Origin of the sequence: Streptomyces seoulensis (assembly GCF_004328625.1) — a bacterium.
Classification (GTDB): Bacteria; Actinomycetota; Actinomycetes; order Streptomycetales; family Streptomycetaceae; genus Streptomyces; species Streptomyces seoulensis.
Window position 1 is genome coordinate 40,468 of the sequence record NZ_CP032229.1, and the last position, 19,154, is coordinate 59,621.

15 protein-coding genes are annotated in these 19,154 nt (G+C 71.1%); 8 read left to right on the top strand and 7 right to left on the bottom strand.

Going from position 1 to position 19,154, the window contains the following annotated elements; all coding sequences use genetic code 11:
• Positions 1-25: 25 nt before the first annotated feature.
• Positions 26-1,207: an ROK family transcriptional regulator gene (locus D0Z67_RS00170; RefSeq protein ID WP_031183385.1), complete on the bottom strand. Its 1,182-nt coding sequence runs from the start codon at positions 1,205-1,207 to the stop codon at positions 26-28.
• Positions 1,208-1,353: 146 nt separating this feature from the next.
• Positions 1,354-2,325: a multicopper oxidase domain-containing protein gene (locus D0Z67_RS00175; RefSeq protein ID WP_031183384.1), complete on the bottom strand. Its 972-nt coding sequence runs from the start codon at positions 2,323-2,325 to the stop codon at positions 1,354-1,356.
• Positions 2,326-2,533: 208 nt separating this feature from the next.
• Here D0Z67_RS00175 and D0Z67_RS00180 point away from each other — a divergent pair, with 208 nt between their 5' ends.
• From D0Z67_RS00180 to D0Z67_RS00190, 3 genes are all read left to right on the top strand, one after another.
• On the top strand, positions 2,534-5,011 hold the full coding sequence (locus D0Z67_RS00180; protein ID WP_199812238.1) for a ThuA domain-containing protein: 2,478 nt from the start codon (positions 2,534-2,536) through the stop codon (positions 5,009-5,011).
• A gap of 50 nt (positions 5,012-5,061) precedes the next feature.
• A complete protein-coding gene (locus D0Z67_RS00185; protein ID WP_234312908.1) occupies positions 5,062-7,206 on the top strand; it encodes an OmpL47-type beta-barrel domain-containing protein in 2,145 nt (714 codons plus the stop codon).
• 262 nt (positions 7,207-7,468) lie between these two features.
• Positions 7,469-8,896, top strand: a complete 1,428-nt coding sequence (locus D0Z67_RS00190) for an alkaline phosphatase family protein (protein ID WP_031183381.1) — start codon at positions 7,469-7,471, stop codon at positions 8,894-8,896.
• A 37-nt stretch (positions 8,897-8,933) separates the two neighbouring features.
• Here the strand turns inward: D0Z67_RS00190 and D0Z67_RS00195 are convergent, their stop codons facing one another.
• Positions 8,934-9,662: a hypothetical protein gene (locus tag D0Z67_RS00195; RefSeq protein WP_031183380.1), complete on the bottom strand. Its 729-nt coding sequence runs from the start codon at positions 9,660-9,662 to the stop codon at positions 8,934-8,936.
• A 27-nt stretch (positions 9,663-9,689) separates the two neighbouring features.
• On the bottom strand, positions 9,690-10,949 hold the full coding sequence (locus D0Z67_RS00200; protein WP_031183379.1) for an MFS transporter: 1,260 nt from the start codon (positions 10,947-10,949) through the stop codon (positions 9,690-9,692).
• Between the two features lie 67 nt (positions 10,950-11,016).
• Here D0Z67_RS00200 and D0Z67_RS00205 point away from each other — a divergent pair, with 67 nt between their 5' ends.
• Positions 11,017-12,009, top strand: coding sequence for a GlxA family transcriptional regulator (locus D0Z67_RS00205; RefSeq protein WP_037775957.1), 993 nt, complete (start codon positions 11,017-11,019; stop codon positions 12,007-12,009).
• On the opposite strand, the gene D0Z67_RS00210 is transcribed toward D0Z67_RS00205, so the two are convergent.
• On the bottom strand, positions 11,987-12,904 hold the full coding sequence (locus D0Z67_RS00210; RefSeq protein WP_031183377.1) for an aminoglycoside phosphotransferase family protein: 918 nt from the start codon (positions 12,902-12,904) through the stop codon (positions 11,987-11,989). The two genes, D0Z67_RS00205 and D0Z67_RS00210, sit on opposite strands and share 23 nt — an antisense overlap.
• Positions 12,905-12,981: 77 nt before the next feature.
• Between D0Z67_RS00210 and D0Z67_RS00215 the strand changes: the two genes are divergently transcribed.
• The 4 genes from D0Z67_RS00215 to D0Z67_RS00230 all read left to right on the top strand — a co-directional run bounded on the left by D0Z67_RS00215 (position 12,982) and on the right by D0Z67_RS00230 (position 17,352).
• Positions 12,982-13,773 (top strand): hypothetical protein, encoded by a 792-nt coding sequence (locus D0Z67_RS00215; RefSeq protein ID WP_051888092.1) that lies wholly within the window; start codon positions 12,982-12,984, stop codon positions 13,771-13,773.
• A 367-nt stretch (positions 13,774-14,140) separates the two neighbouring features.
• Positions 14,141-15,868 carry an ATP-binding cassette domain-containing protein gene (locus D0Z67_RS00220; RefSeq protein WP_234312907.1) on the top strand — a complete coding sequence of 576 codons (1,728 nt, stop codon included), beginning with the start codon at positions 14,141-14,143 and terminating at the stop codon, positions 15,866-15,868.
• Positions 15,869-16,001: 133 nt separating this feature from the next.
• The gene (locus D0Z67_RS00225; RefSeq protein ID WP_031183374.1) at positions 16,002-17,018 is read left to right on the top strand and encodes a glutathione S-transferase family protein; all 1,017 of its coding nucleotides are present in this window, start codon (positions 16,002-16,004) and stop codon (positions 17,016-17,018) included.
• 28 nt (positions 17,019-17,046) lie between these two features.
• A complete protein-coding gene (locus tag D0Z67_RS00230; protein ID WP_031183373.1) occupies positions 17,047-17,352 on the top strand; it encodes a DUF4235 domain-containing protein in 306 nt (101 codons plus the stop codon).
• A 63-nt stretch (positions 17,353-17,415) separates the two neighbouring features.
• On the opposite strand, the gene D0Z67_RS00235 is transcribed toward D0Z67_RS00230, so the two are convergent.
• Both D0Z67_RS00235 and D0Z67_RS00240 read right to left on the bottom strand, forming a co-directional pair.
• On the bottom strand, positions 17,416-17,808 hold the full coding sequence (locus D0Z67_RS00235) for a VOC family protein (RefSeq protein WP_031183372.1): 393 nt from the start codon (positions 17,806-17,808) through the stop codon (positions 17,416-17,418).
• A gap of 90 nt (positions 17,809-17,898) precedes the next feature.
• A complete protein-coding gene (locus D0Z67_RS00240) occupies positions 17,899-18,858 on the bottom strand; it encodes a Dyp-type peroxidase (protein WP_031183371.1) in 960 nt (319 codons plus the stop codon).
• Positions 18,859-19,154: the final 296 nt, after the last annotated feature.

Genomic DNA, 19,154 nt, shown 5'->3' on the forward strand with positions numbered 1-19,154 from the left:
TCCGGCGGGGTGCCGGACGGCGTGGTCACGCGGGGGAGAACAGGTGGTCGCTGATGAGGCGGGCGCCGCCGATGATTCCGGCGTTCTGGCCCAGCTCACCGAGGACGATGGGCAGGTTGCCGGTCGCCAGCGGCAGCGACTGGCGGTAGACCTGGGTGCGGATCGCGGCGAGCAGGGTGTGGCCGAGGCCGGTCACTCCGCCGCCGATCACCACGAGCGAGGGGTTGAAGAAGCTGACCAGGCCCGCGATGACCTGGCCGGTGCGGGTCCCGCCCTCCCGGATGAGGTCGAGCGAGACGGTGTCGCCGGCGGCGGCCGCGGCCGCGATGTCGACGGCGCTCAGGGTGCCCTGCGTCTCCAGTCGGGAGGCGAGTTCGGCGGAGAGGCCCTGGCCGGCCGCCTCCAGCGCGTCGCGGGCGAGTGCCGCGCCGCTGAAGTGGGCCTCCAGGCAGCCCCGGTTGCCGCAGGCGCAGGCGCGGCCGTCGGGTACGGCCTGGATGTGGCCGATGTCGCCCGCGCTGCCCGTGGCCCCCCGGTACACCTCGCCGCCGACGACGATGCCGCAGCCGATGCCGGTACCGATCTTGACGCAGAGGAAGTCGGCCGCCGTGCGGGCCACGCCCGCGTGCTGCTCCCCCATGGCCATCAGGTTCACGTCGTTGTCGACCATGACGGGGCAGCCGAGTTCCTGGCTGAGCGCCTCCCGCACGGGGAAGCCGTCCCAGCCCGGCATGATCGGCGGGGCGACCGGCACCCCCTCCGGGAAGCGGACGGGGCCCGGTACACCGATGCCGGCGCCGTCGAACCCCTCCACGAGCCCAAAGGAGCGGAGCTTGGCCGCCATGGCGAGGACGTGCTCGAAGACCGCGACCGGGCCCTCGCGTACGTCCATGGGCTGGTTGAGGTGGCCCAGCACTTCGAGCTCGGCGTTGGTGACGGCCACGTCGACCGAGGTCGCGCCGATGTCGATGCCGAGGAAGCGCAGGTTCGGGGAGAGCCGCAGATTGTGGGAGCGGCGCCCGCCGCGCGAGGCGGCGAGCCCGTCGGCCACGATGAGCCCGGTCTGCAGGAGCCGGTCCACCTCCACGGCCAGCTTGGACCGGGACAGTTCGATCTGATCGCCCAGCTGCGCGCGGGAGTTGGGGCCCTCGTCGCGCAGCATCCGGAGCAGCCGGGCCTGGTGGGCGTTGGCGGGGCGTGCCGTCATGCGTCTCACGAGTCCCTCCCCGCCTCGGTACCGGCCGTCCGTCGCGTTCTTTCGGGGGGAACGTAGCAGCGGCTGCCGGGGCTGGGAAGAAGTAGCGCGGGAATTCGTGCTCACTTTCTCCACTCACAGGACAAAGGTCGGGGGCGTCAGTGGGCGTGGTGCGCGGCGGTGTGGTGCCCGGTGTGGCCCGGTACGGTGCCGTCGGGTTTCGCCACCAGGAACAGGCCGGCCATCCCCATGTCGGAGTGGCTCTGGACATGGCAGTGGTACATCCAGGCGCCCGCGCCGACGTGTTCGCCCGCGATCACCTGGAAGCCGAAGGAGTCGGCGGGCCCGGTGATCTTGTTGTCCACGATCCGGCTGGGGTCGTCGGGGCCGGTCAGCAGCCCGGTGCGGTTGTCGGCCCAGCGGTGACCGTGCATGTGGAAGGTGTGGTAGTACTCGCCGTGCGTGATCATGACGATCTCGACGCGGTCCCCCACCGTGGCCTCGAAGTTGGGGGTCTCCCCCGCCGTCCTGTTGTTGATCGTCATGTCGTTGAAGACGATCGTGAACTGCTTGTCCGGCAGGAGATCGCCCTTCCGGCGCACGACGACCGGGCCGTACAGGCCCTTGCGGATGCCGCCGGTGCCGTGGTCGGTGCCCACGACGTGGTCGTGGTAGTGCCAGTAACCGGCGCTGCCCGCCTGCCAGGTGCCGTCCTTGCGGCGGCCGGGGGCGTGGGTGCGCCAGGTGTACGTGCGGGTGCCGCCCGGCTCGACATGGCTGCCCGTCATCCGGGTGCCGTCGTTGGCGATGTCGTAGTCGACGCCGTGGACGTGGAGGCTGGCGTCGGCGTCGGTGAGGTTCTCGAACTCGATGTGCAGGGTGTCGCCCTCGACCAGCTCGATCAGCGGGCCCGGCACGGTGGCCTTCCCCTTCTCCAGGCCGTAGCCGAGCTGTCCGCCGGGCAGTTTCTCGGCGTACAGCTTGAGGTGGCGCACCTGGCCGCCGGCCGGGGCGGTGGGCGGGGAGGGGTCCGCCGCCGAGGGGGCGGAGGCCAGCGACAACGTTGCCGTACCGGTGGCGGCGACCACACCGCCGGCCAGCAGCCGTCGCCCGAAAGTCCTTCTGTCCAGAGCCATTCCGGTCTCTCCAGTCCTGTGCGGAGTGCTGTGAGGAGACGGGCGGGGGCGGGCCCCCGGGGACGGCCACGGTAGAGGCGCGCCAGTCGTTTATCCACACCCAGGACAAAGTTGGAGAGATTCCGTCCATAGCTATTGGCGGACCGGCGAAAGGCGTCTAGCTTCTGGCGCTGTTGCTGAGACCACGGAGGGTGGGTGACCCATGCAGAGCGCACCACATCACCGGTCGAGATCCCGGCGGGCAGCGGCGGCGGCCCTGGCGGCCGGAGCCCTGGCGGCATCCCTGCTGAGCGGCGGAGGCGCCGCCACGGCCAGTCCGTTCCCGGAGCCGAGGGCGTCGGCGCTACCGTCGCCGCCGGGCGGCAGACACGTCAAAGTGCTCGTCTTCCACGCCTCGGCCACCGAGGAGTCACCGACCGTCGACGCCGGAATCGAGGCCGTCGAGTCCATCGGTCTGACCGGGCCCCAGGATCAGCGCTTCAAGACCGTGGCGACGGACGACGCCTCGGTCTTCACCGACGACAAGCGGCTGGGCACCTTCAACGCCGTGGTCTTCCTGACCGGCGGCGGGGACGTCCTCGACCCCGAGCAGGAGGCGGGGCTCGAGGCGTATCTCAAGGCCGGCGGCGGCTTCCTCGGCATCCATGACGCGGCCCGGACGGAGCCGTACTCCGACTGGTTCACCGGGCTGATCGGCGCCCGGCCCGCGAAGACGAGTCCCACCACCGTGCAGCGTGCCACCGTGGAGATCCCGGACCGGGGCCACCCGGCCACGAAGAGCCTGCCGCTGGAGTGGAAGCGGCCCGACAAGTGGTTCAACTGGGCGAGCAACCCGACCGGCACGGTGCACACCGTGGCCAAGGTCCGGGAGAGCAGCTACCGGCCGGGCGCCGGCGCCAACGGGGTGGACCACCCGGTGTCCTGGTGCCGGGACTACTCCGGCGGCCGGTCCTTCTACACCGGCATGGGCGGCACGGTGGAGTCGTTCGCGGAGACCGACTTCCGCGACCATCTGCGGGGCGCGCTGCAGTGGACCACCCGGCTCTCGCGCGCCGACTGCAAGGCGACCATCGACGCCAACTACTCGGCGGTGCGCGTCACTCGGCCCAACCACCCCGGTCAGCAGGACCAGATCGGCGAGCCGCACGGCCTGGTCGTGGCGCCCGACGGACGGGTGCTGTACATCGGCCGGGGCGGCGGCACCAACGAGGCTCCGGTCGTCACCGACTGGAACGACCCCGACATCGGCAAGGGCCTCGGCCAGATCCACGTCTACGACCCCGCCACGAAGAAGGTCACGCTCGCGGGTGCCCTCACCGTCTTCGGCAACAAGGGCGGCGGCGACGAACTGGTCAAGGTCGAGGAGGGGTTGCTCGGTATCGAGCTGGACCCGGCCTTCGAGTCCAACGGCTGGGTGTATCTGCACTACACCCCGCACTCCGGGCTCGACCGCGACAAGCAGGTGGCCGAACGCCGTGTCTCCCGCTTCATGTTGGACCGCGCCACCAACAAGCTCGACCTCACCTCGGAGAAGGTGCTCCTCAAGTGGCCCGTACAGGTGCACAGTTGCTGTCACGCGGGCGGTGGGATGGCCTGGGACTCCAAGGGCAACCTCTACATCGCGACCGGTGACAACAACTCCTCGGGTTTCAGCGACGGTTACTCCGGCAACAACCCGCAGCCCAGCTACAAGGGCCTCTCCTTCGCCGACGCCCGCCGCACCGCCGGCAACACCCACAACCTCAACGGCAAGATCCTGCGCATCCACCCGGAGCCGGACGGCACGTACACCCTGCCCGAGGGCAACCTCTTCACCGGCAAGGAGCAGGACGAGGGCGGCGGCAAGACGCGTGGCGAGATCTATGTGATGGGCGTACGGAACCCGGCGCGGATCTCCGTCGACAAGAAGACCGACATCCTCTACGCGGGCTGGGTCGGCCCGGACGCGGGCGCGCCGAGCACCACCTGGGGGCCGGCGAAGTACGACACGTTCGCCGCGATCACCAAGGCGGGCAACCACGGCTGGCCGTTCTGCATGGGCAACAAGCAGCCCTACCGCGACCGCAACCTGCCGGACCCGACCAAGCCGCTGGGCTGGTACGACTGCGACGCCCCGAAGAACGAGTCGCCGAACAACGACGGCCTGGTGAACCTGCCGCCCGTCACCGGCAACACCATCTGGTACTCCCCGCAGGGCGGCGCCCCGGACTTCCCGCGCAACGCGGCCGGTGTGCCCAGCTACAAGAACGAGGAGGCCACCTACCTGCTGCCGTGGCTGAAGGGCGGCGGACAGGCCACCATGGACGGCCCGGTCTACCGCTACGACGCGGCGAAGGCGGGTGCCGGAGCGTGGCCGGAGTACTGGGACGGCAAGTGGTTCGTCGGTGACTTCTACGACGCCGACAACCCGCGCCACGCGGTGCTCACCGACCCCAAGACGGTCGGCAAGGGCGGCCTGCCGGTCACGGCGGAGTCGCTGAAGAAGATCATCCCGGTCGGGCAGGGCGGTATCCGCAACCTGATGGACTGGAAGTTCGCGCCGGACGGCTCGCTCTACGTCCTCGACTACGGCCGCGGCTTCTTCACCTCCGACTCCCAGTCCGCGCTGTGGCGCGTGACGTACACCGGCGGCGCGGCCACGCCCGCCGCGAAGGATCTGGCCAGGAAGGCGGCACAGTGAGACATCGACCTCTCCGCCTGTACACCGCGCTGCTGGGCGCGCTGCTGCTGATGCTGGGGCTCACCTCGACGGCCGCGTACGGACGGGACGGCGACCGCGCGGCGGCGGCCCAGACGCTGACGTGGACGGCGAGTTCCCGCACCGACCAGTACGCGAGCTTCCCCAAGACGGCGGTGGCCGGCGCGGCGACCCTCGTCTTCGAGAACAGCACCGCGACCGGCAACGACATCGGTATGCCGCACACGCTGACCTTCGACGTGTCGGACCCCGAGTACAACCACGACGTACCGGTGAACATCCTGGCCAACCCCGGTGACGACAGCGGCGGCAAGCACACCGTCGAGGTCACCCTGACGCCCGGCCGCTACCGCTACTTCTGCAGCATCCCCGGCCACAGCCAGATGCAGGGCATCCTTACGGTGACCGAGCCCGGCGGCGAGGACACCACCGCGCCGACGGCCTCGGCGAAGGTCGAGGGCCAGCAGAACGCCGACGGCGCCTACGTCGGCTCGGCCAAGGTCACGGTGTCGGCCTCGGACGACGCCTCCGGGGTGAAGTCGGTCGAGTACGCGGCCGGCGCGGACGGTCCCTGGCAGGCGTACACCGCGCCGGTGGTCGTCGACCGGGTCGGCTCGCACACCCTGCGCTACCGCGCCACCGACCAGGCGGGCAACGTGGCCGCCGAGAAGTCCGTGACCTTCAGCGTGGTCGCCCCGCCGACGGACGACACCACCGCGCCGGAGACATCCGCGACGGTGAGCGGCGAGAAGGACGCCGACGGCAACTACCTGACGATGGCCACGGTGACCGTGACCGCCTCGGACACCGGGTCGGGCGTCAACACCATCGAGTACGCGCTCGGGGCGGACGGCGCCTGGCAGGCGTACACCGCGCCGGTGATGGTGCACGCGGTCGGCTCGCACACCGTGCGCTACCGGGCGACCGACAAGGCGGGGAACGCGGCGGCCGAGAAGTCCGTGGCCTTCGAGGTCGTGGCACCGCCCGCCGAGGACACGACCGCGCCGGAGACCTCGGCGACCCTCAGTGGCACCCGGAACTCGAACGGGGCCTACGTCACCAGCGCCAAGGTCACCGTCAACGCCTCGGACTCCGCGTCCGGGGTGGCCCGGGTCGAGTACTCCCTCGACGGGGGCCCGTATCTGGCGTACTCGGCGCCCGTGGTCGTGGACCGGCTCGGCTTCCACACGGTGGCGTACCGGGCGACGGACAAGGCGGGGAACACCTCCGCCGCCAAGAGCGTCACCTTCACCGTCGCGCAGGGCGGTGGCGTGCCGGCGCCGAACTGTCCCGAGTACGACGAGCGGCTGACCGTCATCGTCGGCACCGTCGACACCGGTGTGCCGAACCGGCTGACCCGCGGCCGGTGCACGATCAACGAGCTGATCGAGGACGAGAAGGACTGGTCGTCGCAGGCGCTGTTCCTCAAGCACGTCGACGGTGTGCTCGACCGGCTCCTGGCGGACGGCGTCATCGACCAGCGCGAGTTCAAGAAGATCACCAAGGCGGCCAAGCAGTCGAAGATCGGCAAGCCCGGCCAGACGCAGGGCTACCGTGACCTGTTCGACGGCACCCAGGCGTCCCTGGCGAAGTGGGAGCAGGTCGGCGGCGGCCAGTTCGCCCTGACCGGCGACGGCGCGATCACCAGCAGTACGACCGTGCCGGGCATGGGCATGCTGTGGTTCCCGGAGCGCAAGTACGGCGACTTCTCGCTCAAGCTCCGCTTCCGCGACGACGCTCCGGGTACGGGCAACGCCAACGGCGGGGTCTTCGTCCGGTTCCCCAACGTCCACAACCACCCCGAGGAGTCCCGGCCCGAGTGGGTCGCCATCAACTACGGGCACGAGATCCAGATCCTCGACAGCCCGACCGGCGACATGTACAAGACGGGCTCGGTCTACGGCTTCGACCGGGTGGGCCTGGGCGGCGCGGGCGTCACCCCCAAGGGCACCTGGAACGACTACGAGATCCGCGCGGAGGGACAGCACTTCACGATCCTGCGCGACGGCGTCGTCATCAACGAGTTCGACAACGTCGGCGGCCAGGTCTTCACCCCGCCCCGCGAGGGTGACCCCGGCACCGACGGCCGGCGCTATGCGACCGGGTACATCGGGCTCCAGGTGCACAGCACGTCGGACGTGATCTCGTACCGCGACGTCCGGATCAAGGAGTTGTAGGCGACGGGATCGTGGGGCCCTCATCGCCTCGGCGGTGGGGGCCCTTCTCCTGCCTCTCTGAACATCCGGCAACTCCCGTGCTACGTAAAGGCATTGTGGGTCATGGACTGTTCAAGCCGTTCCCGCGCGTTGGCCACATGTTCATCGCGCTCCCCTGACGCGTCCCGCCATGATGAGCGGAGAGTGATCGGCGGCCCGGCTTCCCGGCCGGGTCGGACCGACACTCCGCCGGAGCGCGCACCGCGCTCAAGAAGGGACGACCATGGCCGAGTTGACCCGCCGTAGAGTCCTGGGGTCGGCCGCGGGCGCGCTGAGTGGCGCCGCGGCTTTGTCCCTGCTGCCGCCGAGCGTCCAGAAGGCCGTCGCCGCCGGGCCGCCCAGGGGCGGTTCGCTGCGCGACATCGAGCATGTGGTCCTGCTGATGCAGGAGAACCGGTCGTTCGACCACTACTTCGGCACCCTCTCCGGGGTCCGGGGCTTCGCCGACCCGCGCGCCCTCCAACTGGACACCGGACGCAGCGTGTTCTACCAGCCCGACGCGGTGAACCCCAGGGGCTATCTGCTGCCCTTCCACCTCGACACCCACTCCTCCAGCGCCCAGGCCATCCCGTCCACCAGCCATGCCTGGTCCGTGCAGCACCAGGCGTGGAACAACGGCCGGATGGACCAGTGGCTGCCCGCCCACCGCGCGGCCGACGGTGTCAACGGCCCCTATGTGATGGGCTATTACACACGCGAGGACATCCCGTTCCAGTTCGCGCTCGCGGAGACGTTCACCATCTGCGACAACTACTTCTGCTCGGTGTTCGGGCCGACCTGGCCCAACCGGCTGATGTGGATGACCGGTTCGATCGACCCGGGCGGAGCCAAGGGCGGCCCGGTCATCAAGAACTCGGCCCCCAAGCCGTACGGGTGGACCACCTACGCCGAACGGCTCCAGGCGGCCGGGGTGAGCTGGAAGGTGTACCAGCAGGACGACGACTACGGCTGCAACATGCTGGAGCAGTTCGCCGCGTTCAAGAACGCCGTCCCCGGCTCCGAGCTGTACGAGCGCGGGGTCCGGCCGCAGCCCGAGGGCACCTTCGAGGACGACGCCCGCAACGACCGTCTGCCGGCGGTGTCCTGGATCATGCCGACCAGCCACCAGTCGGAGCACCCGGACTATCTCCCGGCGGCCGGCGCGGACTTCGTGGCCTCGAAGATCGAGGCGATCGCGTCCAACCCGAAGGTGTGGCGCAAGACCGCGTTCATCCTCAACTACGACGAGAACGACGGCCTGTTCGACCACGTCCCGCCGCCGGTACCGCCCGCCGGGACGCCGGACGAGTTCATCCAGGGGCTGCCCATCGGCGGTGGCTTCCGGGTGCCGGCCATCGTGATCTCGCCATGGACGGTGGGCGGCTGGGTCGCCACGGAAGCCTTCGACCACACCTCGGCGCTGCGGTTCCTGGAGCACTTCACCGGGGTCGACGAGCCCAACATCAGCGACTGGCGCCGCTCCACCTTCGGCGACCTCACCAGCGCCTTCCGCTTCCGCTCCGCCCGCCCCCGCCCGCCCCGCCTGCCCGATGACACGGCGGAGCAGCTCGAGAAGGCGAAGGAGGAGGTGGCCACGCTCCCGAAGCCGACCCTGCCGGGCGCGGACCAGACCTTCCCCCACCAGGAACACGGCCGCCGACCGCACGTGTGACCCGTCCGGGCCGGTGCCGTCCCTGGCACCGGCTCCCTCAGTACACCGGGTCGCCCGGGGCCACGCGGTGCGTCTCCAGCTCGCCGTCCGCCAGCAGTTCCTCGATGAGCGCCTGGCTGCCGCCCACACAGGTGCTGACCAGATCCACGTCCCCGCCCACACACCAGGCCCGGTCCTGCGGCCACCACAGATCGGGCAACTCGGCGAACTCGTCCCACGCCACCGGCGACACGGCATCGGAGAGGGCTCCCGCAAGCAGCACCTCCCCCCGGTGCGGTGTCTCGAAGGTGGGAAAGCGCGAGAAGTCCCACCGCCCGTACCCCTCCCACAGCCCGAACCAGCACTGCTCGGCGGTGCGGGTGTGCCGGGCGAGTACGGGGATCAGCGCCTCGGCAACGGCGGCCGGTGTCGGCCCCTCCACAGGATGCTCGTCCCAGACACCGGGCAGCCCGTACTCGGAGACGTTCGGGTAGTCCCGCTCCGCCCCGATCACCTCATGCCAACCGGCGTTCACCCCGAGGGGCCGCCCCTGAGCCTCGGCCACGTCCCGCCACCGCACCGCCCGCCCCTCCAGCGACGCCGGATGCAGAACCCTGACATAGGCATCGAAACCCGGCACCACCACCCCGGCCACCGTGCAAGAGTGCTCACCCCCGAGGAAACGTTCACCGATCCAGCGAGCGGGCCCCAGATCACCGTCCTCCACCCGCAGGCGTCCGTACAGGTCGGGGGCGGGGTCCCGGTGCACCGAGGGATAGTCGTCCATCCACGGGAGTCTGCCTCACCGGGGCGCTCAGTGCTCGATCGCCAGCGACAGCGGGGCCGCTGCCGCGCACGCCGCCGCGAGGGCGAGCCACACCGGATCGTACGTCCCGAACGCGTCGCGGGCCGTACCGGCGAGGAACGCGGCCAGTGCTGCGCCGAGTTGGTGGGCGGCGTTCGTCCACCCGAAGACGATGGCACTGTCCTCGCCCCAGTGCACACGGCACAGGGCGACGGCCGGAGGGACTGTGGCCAGGTCGAGCAGGCCGAACAGGACCACGAAGGCCAGCATCGGCGCCCGCACGGTCGCTGTCATGATCAGGGGGAGGGCGAGCAGCAGCGTTCCGCGCAGCGTGAAGAAGACGGCGAGGAGCCTGCGGGCGTCCAGGCGGTCGGTGAGCCGGCCGGCGGCGACCGTCCCGGCCACGTTGAAGACGCCGATGCCCGCCAGCAGCGTGGACGCCGTGGTCACCGGCATGCCGTGATCGTGGGCGGCCGGGGTGAAGTGGCTCCACATGATGCCGTTCGTGGACGCCCCGCAGACGGCGAACGCACCTGCCAGCAGCCAGAACGGCGGTGTCCGCCCGGCCTGCCTCACTACCGCCAGGGTGCGCCGTGCCGCACCGGGCACCGGCGCGGGCGTGGAGACGAACACCGCACCGCCGTAGGGGCGTTGTCCGACTTGGGCAGGGTGGTCGCGCAGTACGAGCACCACCAGCGGGATCACCGCGAGCGCGGCGAGGGCGACGGTGACCAGTGCGGGGCGCCAGTGGTGGTGGTCGATGATCCAGGACAGCGCGGGCAGGAACACCATCTGGCCCAGTACGCTCGCCGAGGACAGCACACCGGTGACCAGGCCCTTGTGCCGGTCGAACCAGCGGTCGGTCACCGCCGCGCCGAGCGTCGTCGACAGCGCTCCGGTGCCCGCGCCGGCCAGGAGCCCCCAGAGCAGGGTGAACTGCCAGGCGGCCGTCATCGTGGTCGTCAGCCCCGCCCCCGCCGCCACCGTGAGCAGGGCGGTCGTCACCACGCGTCGCACGCCGAACCGGTCCAGCAGCGCTGCCGCGTAGGGGGCGGTGAGGCCGTAGAGGACCATGTTCACCGACACCGCCAGCCCGATGGTCCCGCGCGACCAGCCGAAGTCCTGGCGCAACGGCCCCTGGAGGATGCCGGGCAGCGTGGAGCACGCGCCCGCGACGACGATCGCGGTGCCGGTGACGGCCACGACCCACCAGGCTCGGTGACCTGCAACGGGTTGCGGGGGAAGCTTTGTTGCCTGGCTCATGGTCATCCATGCTTCGCCGCATCCGACCGCCCTCACCACTGACCGTCTGGACAACGAGTGAAAGAATCCGGTCATGGACGGCGAGAAGCGGCATCAGGTGGTCGTCCTGGTGCGTGCCGGGCTCATCCCGATGGAACTCGGCATCGTGCACCGGCTGTTCACCACCGCGACCGACTCCGGCGGGCGGGCCCTGTACTCGGTGCGCACCTGCGCGACCGCTCCGGGCGTGGTGCCGACGGACACCGACATCGGGATTCAGGTCCCGTACGGGCCGGAGATTCTCCGGGAGGCGGACACCGTCGTCGTCCCGGCCGCCGTCGAGGACTACCGGCCGCAGAAGCGCGGGCGGCTCGACCCTGAGGTGCGGCGCGCGCTCGCTCTCGTGCCCGAGGGGGCGCGGCTCGCGTCGATCTGTACGGGAGCGTTCGTCCTGGCCGCCGCAGGGCACCTCGACGGGCGGCGGGCCACCACGCACTGGAAGTCGTGCGCCGAGCTGGCCGCCCTGTATCCGGGGACAGAGGTCGATCCCGGCGTGCTGTACACCGACGACGACGGTGTGCTCACCTCGGCCGGGGTCGCCGCCGGGGTCGACCTGTGCCTGCACATGATCCGTGACGATCACGGGGCGGAGGTCGCCAACGCGGTCGCCCGTGACACCGTCGTACCGCCGCACCGGGAGGGCGGCCAGGCGCAGTACATCGAGCGGCCGGTGCCCCGGGAGTCCGACCCCTCCCCCACGGCCGCCGCCCGTGCCTACGCCCTGGAGCACATCGGCGAGCCGCTCACCCTGGACGACCTCGCCCGCCGGGCCGGGATCAGTGTGCGCACGCTCAGTCGTCGTTTCCGTCGGGAGACCGGGGCGACACCGATGCGCTGGCTGGCCGAGCAGCGTCTCGACCATGCCCGGCGGCTTCTCGAACGCACCGACCATCCCGTGGACCGTGTCGCCGCCGACGCGGGGTACGGGACCGGTACGGCGATGCGGCTGCGTTTCCGGGAGGTGCTAGGGGTGTCGCCGCGCGCCTACCGGAACGCCTTCCGGGTCAGGGGCGGAACGACTCCGTGAGGCGGCGCAGGGAGGCTCGTCCCGGTGGTCCCCAGGTGGGCTTGCCGCCGGGGCGGCCCTCTTCGCCCGCGTGGCCGATGCGGAGGCCCGCGAGGGCGCGGAGGATGGCCCAGCCGCGGGCCCGGCGGAGGGTGGCGGGGGCCGGGGTGGGGCGGTAGGCGGCGTGGAAGCGGTCCTGTGCGCCGTCGGGGAGGAGGATCCAGGCGGCGGCGAGGTCGTAGGCGGGGTCGCCGGCGAAGAGGTCGCCGAAGTCGATGACGCCGGAGAAGGTGCCGTCGGTGGTGAGGACGTTGGCGGGGTGCAGGTCGCCGTGGAGCCAGAGGCGGGGACCGGTCCAGCCGGGTGCGGCGGCCGCGTCCTCCCAGATGGCGCGGACGGTGTCGGGGTGCTCGACGAGGCCCAGTCCGGCGGCCCAGGCGAGGGAGCCGGTGAGGGCTTCCGCGAAGTCGGAGAGCCGGCCGCCCCGGTCCCGGCCCGCCGGTGCCCGCTCGGGGGCGGGGCGGTGAAAGGCGGTCAGGAAGGCGGCGAGGGCGTCGGCGGCCTCCTCGGGGCGGGTCGCCGGGGCGCGGTCGGCGGGCTCGCCCGGTACCCAGGTGGTGACCAGCCAGGGTCTCGGGAAGCGGGCGGAGGGCTCGCCGAGACGCTGCGGAACCGGGACGGGGAGGGGCAGGCCCTCGGCGAGGGCCGGCAGCCAGGCGTGTTCCTTGCGCAGCAGGGCGTCCGCCGACCCGGTGGCCCAGGGCATACGGACGGCGAGGTCGTCGCCGAGCCGCCACACCTGGTTGTCCCAGCCGAGCGCGCCCAGCTTCAGGGGGCGTTCCGCCAGGTCGGGGTGCTGCTCGCGCAGCAGATCCCGGATCAGGTCCGCCGTGATGTCCGTCCCGGTGACTGTCATGGGGAGCCACGCTAGCGCTTAGCCCGGATGCCGTTCCGGGATGCGCGCCCGCGCGGTCGCGCCGCAGGATTCTGATCATGCGGAACTCCACTGACACCCCGTCCTCTCCTCGCTACGCACGGCACGGTGGTGCCCGGCACGCCATATCCGCGGCCGCCCTCTGCGGTGTCCTGCTGGCGGTGGGCACCGCCTGCGGGGACCCGGGCACGAAGGCCCGCTCCGGTGGCGCGGCGGGCAACGGCAACCCGGCCGTGTCCGGCTCCTCCAGCCCGGCGAGCGCCGGCGGCGTCCCCGGTGTCGGGGAGCGGATGGGCAAGCAGATCCCGGACGACACCCGGCAGCTGGTGGTCGTCTACGGCGACGACCGGGACTCGGCCGAGGGCACGGCCGTGCTGTACGAGAAGCAGGGCGCCCGGTGGAAGCAGTCCGCGAGCTGGCCCTCGCACAACGGCCGCCGGGGCTGGACGACGGACCATCAGCTGGACGACGAGCGCAGCCCCGTGGGCGTCTTCTCCCTCACCGACTCCGGCGGCACCCTGCGCAGCCCCGGCACCAAGCTGCCGTACTACTACGACGACCACGCCTACGCGGCGTCCGTGGCGGACCCGGACGACGAGGCGCACGCGCACGACTTCGACTACGTCATCGCCATCAACTACAACCGGCTCAAGGGCACCCCGCCCTACGACTGGAGCCGGCCCGAGGGCGTGGAGAAGGGCGGCGGCATCTGGCTGCACCTGGACCACGGTGACGGCACGTCGGCCTGTGTGACCGTTCCGGCGGCCGGCATCAAGACCCTCCTCGGCACCCTCGACCCCGCCGACCACCCCATGGTGGTGATGGGCGACCGCGACCGCCTCAAGGGCTGAGCGGAACCCATCCGTCACACCCGTATCGGCCGTGGCGATTCGGCCAGGGCCGGACGGAGCCCCGGCGCCGTGCCTCCTACGACCCGTTTCCGCGGCTCCCGGAACGACGCCGCTCCATGCGGACTCCGCTGCGGCCGAAACACGTGTGTTCGATATCTGTCTCCCTCTCGTTGACCCCGGTGCCGCACCTTCACCGGCGTCCACGACCTGAGGAGACGCGCAGTTGAGCACCTCCACCCGTACCGTCCCACCGCCCGCACCGGCGGAGATCAACTACTCCGGGCACTACTCCGTCAACCCGTTGGGCGAGGCGAGCTTCCGCAGCCTGTGCGCCCAACTCCCGCGCGTGCTGGGCCGGATCACGGCCATGGCGTGGGCGATCGACCGCCGGGCCGTCCTGCTGCTGCTCACCTGCCAGGTGGCGACCGGGGTGTCGGCCGCCGTCCTGCTCACCGCCACGGCCCGCGCGATGACCCCGCTGCTCGGCGCGGGCGCGGTGGCGGACCGGCTGCGCGCGGCCCTGCCCGCGCTGGTCGTCGTCGCCTGCGCGAGCGCGACGGCCCGTACCGCGCTGGCCGTCGCCCGCTATGCGGAGCGCCGGATCACTCCGCGGCTGATGACCGCCACGGACACCACCCTGGTCGAGGCGGTCTGCCGGGTGGAGGCGGCCGCCTGCGCGGTGGACGGCTTCTCGGACCGGCAGGAAGCCGCCGAGATGGGCGTGACGCGTACGCAGGTCATGGTGATGGACGCCCAGCGGTTCACGTCGGCGCTGATCAGGATGGTCACCGCGGGCGCGGTCGTCACCGTGCTGAACCCGCTGGTGCTGCCGCTGCTCCTGCTGGCCGTCGCCCCGGCCGCCGTCGGCGCCGTGCTCACCGCGCGAGTGGACTACGACACCCACTACGCCAACATCGCGGACCGCAACGTCCGGGGCATGACCCGCTGGTGGGCGACGACCCCGAAGTACGGCGACGAGGTCCGCGCCAACGGCATGACCGACTACCTGCTGTACTGGTACCGGGCCCTGTCCGAGCGGGTCGACCGGCGCACCCTGGCCGCCGCGCCGAGGACCCTGCGGATCGCGCTGTCCTCCTCCTTCGCCGGGGGTGTGTTCCTCACCGCGACCTGGGGGCTGCTGGCCTGGCTGGCCGTCACCGGGCGGGTGGCGCCGGCGGTCGCCGTCACCGCCGTGGTCGCGGTGCAGACGACGCTCTCCGCGCTGTCGCAACTGGTCATGGAGGGCGCGGCCGTCTTCCACACCAGCCTCTACCTGGGTGACATGCAGGCGTTCTTCGACCACGCCGCCGAGCGGGCACCCCGGCGTGGGGGCGCGGTCGTCGGGGAGCCGGTGGAGGAGATCCGGCTGGAGGAGGTCAGCTACCGGTATCCGGGCAAGGACCGGGCCGCCGTGGACGGGATCTCCCTGGCGTTGCGGCGCGGCGAGATCCTGGCGGTCGTGGGGGTGAACGGCTCCGGCAAGAGCACCCTGACCCGGCTGATCACCGGCATCTACCTGGCCGACAAGGGCCGCGTGGTGTGGAACGGCACCGATCTCGCGGACGCCGATCCGGCGACCGTCTGGGACAACACCGGTCTGGTGCCGCAGATCTTCGCGCAGTGGCCCCTGCGGGTCCGGGAGAACGTCACCCTCGGCCAGCCCCGCAGCCATGACGACGGCCCGGTGTGGGACGCGGTCGAGGCCGTCGGCATGCGGGAGTCGGTGGAGGAGCTGCCCGCCGGGCTGGACACGCTGCTCGCCCGGGAGATCTTCGGCGGCACCGAGCTGTCCGGGGGCCAGTGGCAGCGGCTCGCGTGTTCACGGGCGCTGTACCGCCGTCCGCCGCTGCTGATCCTGGACGAGCCGACGTCCCAGATGGACCCGCACGGCGAGCACGCCATCTTCGAGCACATCAAGGCGATCTCCGCCGACCGGATCACCATCGTCATCACCCACCGCCTGGAGAACACCCGGATCGCGGACCGGATCGTCGTGATGGACCGGGGCCGGATCACCGAGCAGGGCACGTACGACGATCTCGTGCACGCCGGCGGCACCTTCGCCGACCTGCTGCGGCTGTCCCAGGACCGCTGAGGGCCCCGGCGCGGGTCCCCGGCCGAAAAGGGGGAACGCGTCAGGCGGAACGGAACGGGCCCGTCGCGCCGGAGCGGGCGGCGGGCCCGGCAGGGAACAGCGCGCGGTGCGAGCCGCGCGGCGAGGAGGCGACATGGGTGGCGACGGCAACAGCGCCTTGGGCCACAAGAAGTTCGAGCGGTCCAAGAGCCATTTCACGGACCGGATCACCGCGGACGGCCGGGACGGCCGGCGGGTGGAGTCCGGGCGGTACCGGCTGGTGGTCTCACGGGCCTGCCCGTGGGCGAGCCGGGCGGTGATCTCGCGCCGCCTGCTCGGGCTGGAGCGGGCACTGCCCATGGCGGTCACCGACCCCGTGCAGGACGACCGGAGCTGGCGCTTCACCCTCGACCCCGGCGGCCGGGACCCGGTGCTCGGCATCCGGTACCTGGCCGAGGCGTACGAGAAACGGGAGCCGGGCGCGCCCGGCGGGGTGAGCGTGCCCGCGATCGTGGACGTCCCCAGCGGCGAGCTGGTCACCAACGACTACCAGCAGCTCACCCTGGACCTGGCCACCGAGTGGACGGCCCTGCACCGCGAGGGCGCCCCGGACCTGTACCCGGAGCACCTGCGCGACGAGATCGACGAGGTGATGGCGGAGGTCTACGAGGACGTCAACAACGGGGTGTACCGGGCCGGGTTCGCCTCGGACCAGGAGGAGTACGAGGCGGCGTGCGCCGGGGTGTTCCGGCGGCTGGAGGCGCTGGCCGGGCGGCTGGCGGGGCAGCGCTATCTGGTCGGGGACACGATCACCGAGGCGGACATCCGGCTGTTCACCACGCTGGTCCGCTTCGACCCGGTCTACCACGGGCACTTCAAGTGCAATCTGTGGAAGCTGACGGAGAACCCGGTGCTGTGGGCGTACGCGCGGGACCTGTTCCAGACGCCGGGGTTCGGGGACACGGTCGACTTCGACCACATCAAGCGGCACTACTACCAGGTCCACTCCGGCATCAACCCGACCGGGATCGTGCCGCTCGGCCCGGACCTCGCCGGCTGGCTGAGCCCGCACCACCGCGAGGAGCTGGGCGGCCGGCCGTTCGGTGACGGCACCCCGCCGGGGCCCGTGGCGCCGCACGAGCGGGTGGGACCCCGAGGTCTGCCTGCATGAGGACGGCGTGACGAGGAAGAAGCGTGACATGGCGAAGAACAAGACGAAGAAGAAACTCTCGCTCACCTACAAGCCGGTCGGCTTCGTGATGAGCTGGGCCGGCGGTGCGCTGGCCGGACTGGCCTTCCGCAAGGCGTGGATGGCCATACGGCACGAGGAGGACGCGCCCGACGCGCTGGACCGCGACCGCGGCTGGGGCGAGGTGCTGCTCGCGGCGGCCGTGCAGGGCGCGATCTTCGCGGTGGTGCGCAGCGCCGTGGACCGTACGGGGGCCAAGGCCATCGAGCGGTCGACGGGTGTGTGGCCGGTGGCCGAGAAGGGCGGCCGGGACTGAGCACACGAAGACCGGAGGCGGCGGGCCGACGCGATGCCCGCCACCCCCGGTCTTCGTGTGTGCTCAGCCCTGCTTGGGCGCGGTCGGCGGGTTGAGCCGCACCGTGAAGGAGTGGCCCGACGGGTCGGAGTAGCCGCGCTCCTCGTGCGGACCCACCGCGTCCCGGGTCTCGATGGGGCGGCCGCCGAGCGAGACGATGCGCCGCTCGGCCGCGTCGAGGTCGTCCACCATGAACTCGACATGTGCCTGAAGGGAGTTCTCCGGGCGGGGCCAGCTCGGGGGCGTGGCGTTCACATCGCGGCGGAAGGCGATGCGGAAGCCGTCCGCACCCCGTATCTGCACCAGGTTGGCGGAGGCGACGGTCTGTTCGCCGTCCAGCAACTCCTCGTAGAACGCGGCCAGTTTCTCCGGCTCGGCACAGTCGAGCACCACCACGCCCGCTTTGACCAGCGTCATGCTTCCTCCCAGAAAGTCGCCTCACCCCTGCGACTGTCCCGGCCGCCCCGATTCAGTCCGTGCTCTCCCGGGCGGCCGGGTTCCGGGTGTTCAGTCCGCGAGGTCGACGAGGAACTTCCGGGGCGGGCAGAAGAAGGTGACGCCGGTGACCGCCCGTGAGTAGTCGAGGATGCGGTCGTGCAGCGGCGGCGGGTCCCCGATGAACATGCGCTCCAGCATCTTCTCGGTGACCCACAGGTGCCGGGAGTAGCCGATGAAGTAGGTTCCGTACTCGCCCTTGCCGGGGGTGGCGAACGGCATGTTGTCGCGGAGGATGTCGTGCTCGCCCTCGGCGTCCTGGATGGTGCACAGCGTCTTGTGCGACTTCTGGCCCTCGGTCGCGTCGGGGAGTTCGATGTTGTCGAACTTGGTGCGGCCGATGATCTGTTCCTGCGTCTCGGTGGTCTGGGCGCGCCAGTCCTTGAGGTCGTGCAGGTATTTCTGGATGACGACGTAGCTTCCGCCCGTGTACGCCGGGTCCTCCTCGCCGACCAGGGTGGCGGCGGGCAGGGAGAGGCCGATCGGATTGGCGGTGCCGTCCACGAATTCCAGGAGGTCGCGGCCGTTGTAGTAACGGAATCCGGTGACGTCGTCCACGGCCGTCACGGAATCACCGAACGCCTCCAGGAGGATTTTCTCGAATTCCACGACGAGATCGACCGAATCGGCGCGGATGTGGTAAAAGAGATCGCCCTCGGTGGCGACCGCCGTGTGCTGGGCGCCCCGGATCTCCTGGAAAGGCTTGAGTTCCTTCGGCAGCGGTTTCCGGGTCAGCGGTTCCCAGGCGTGGTGCGAGATACCGAGATTCGCGGTGAAGATCCCGGTGTTCACCTGGATCTTGATGTCTTTCAGCAGGTCCTCGATGCTCGCCACCACCGACCGCGCCTTGTCCATGGCCTCGTCGCCGTCGTTGATGTTCAGCACCAGGAAGGCGGCCGCGGAGGTCAGCGGCGCGTCGATGTACTGCGGCTCGGTCTTCAGGTCGTGCTTGGCGACGGCGCTGTAATCCATGGCCTCTCCCGGTGGGCGGCCCGCGGGATCACGCGGGCAGGGCGGTGCGTGGCAGGCGGAATCCGGCCCGTCCAGCATCCGACACACCGGGGCGGTCCGCCACCGGCGCCGGGTTCGTAAAAGTCCGCCAAACAGGTGATCCCAGATGGGCCGGACACGTGCGGCTGCCCAGAAACCACGGGCCCGCCGGGTCTTTTCCGGCGCCCGGGTTGATCGATTCGAAGTGGCAGCCTCACCGCGCCGGGCCGACACTGAATCAGCAGTTCGTGATCAGAGAAGAGCACGTGGCCGAGCAA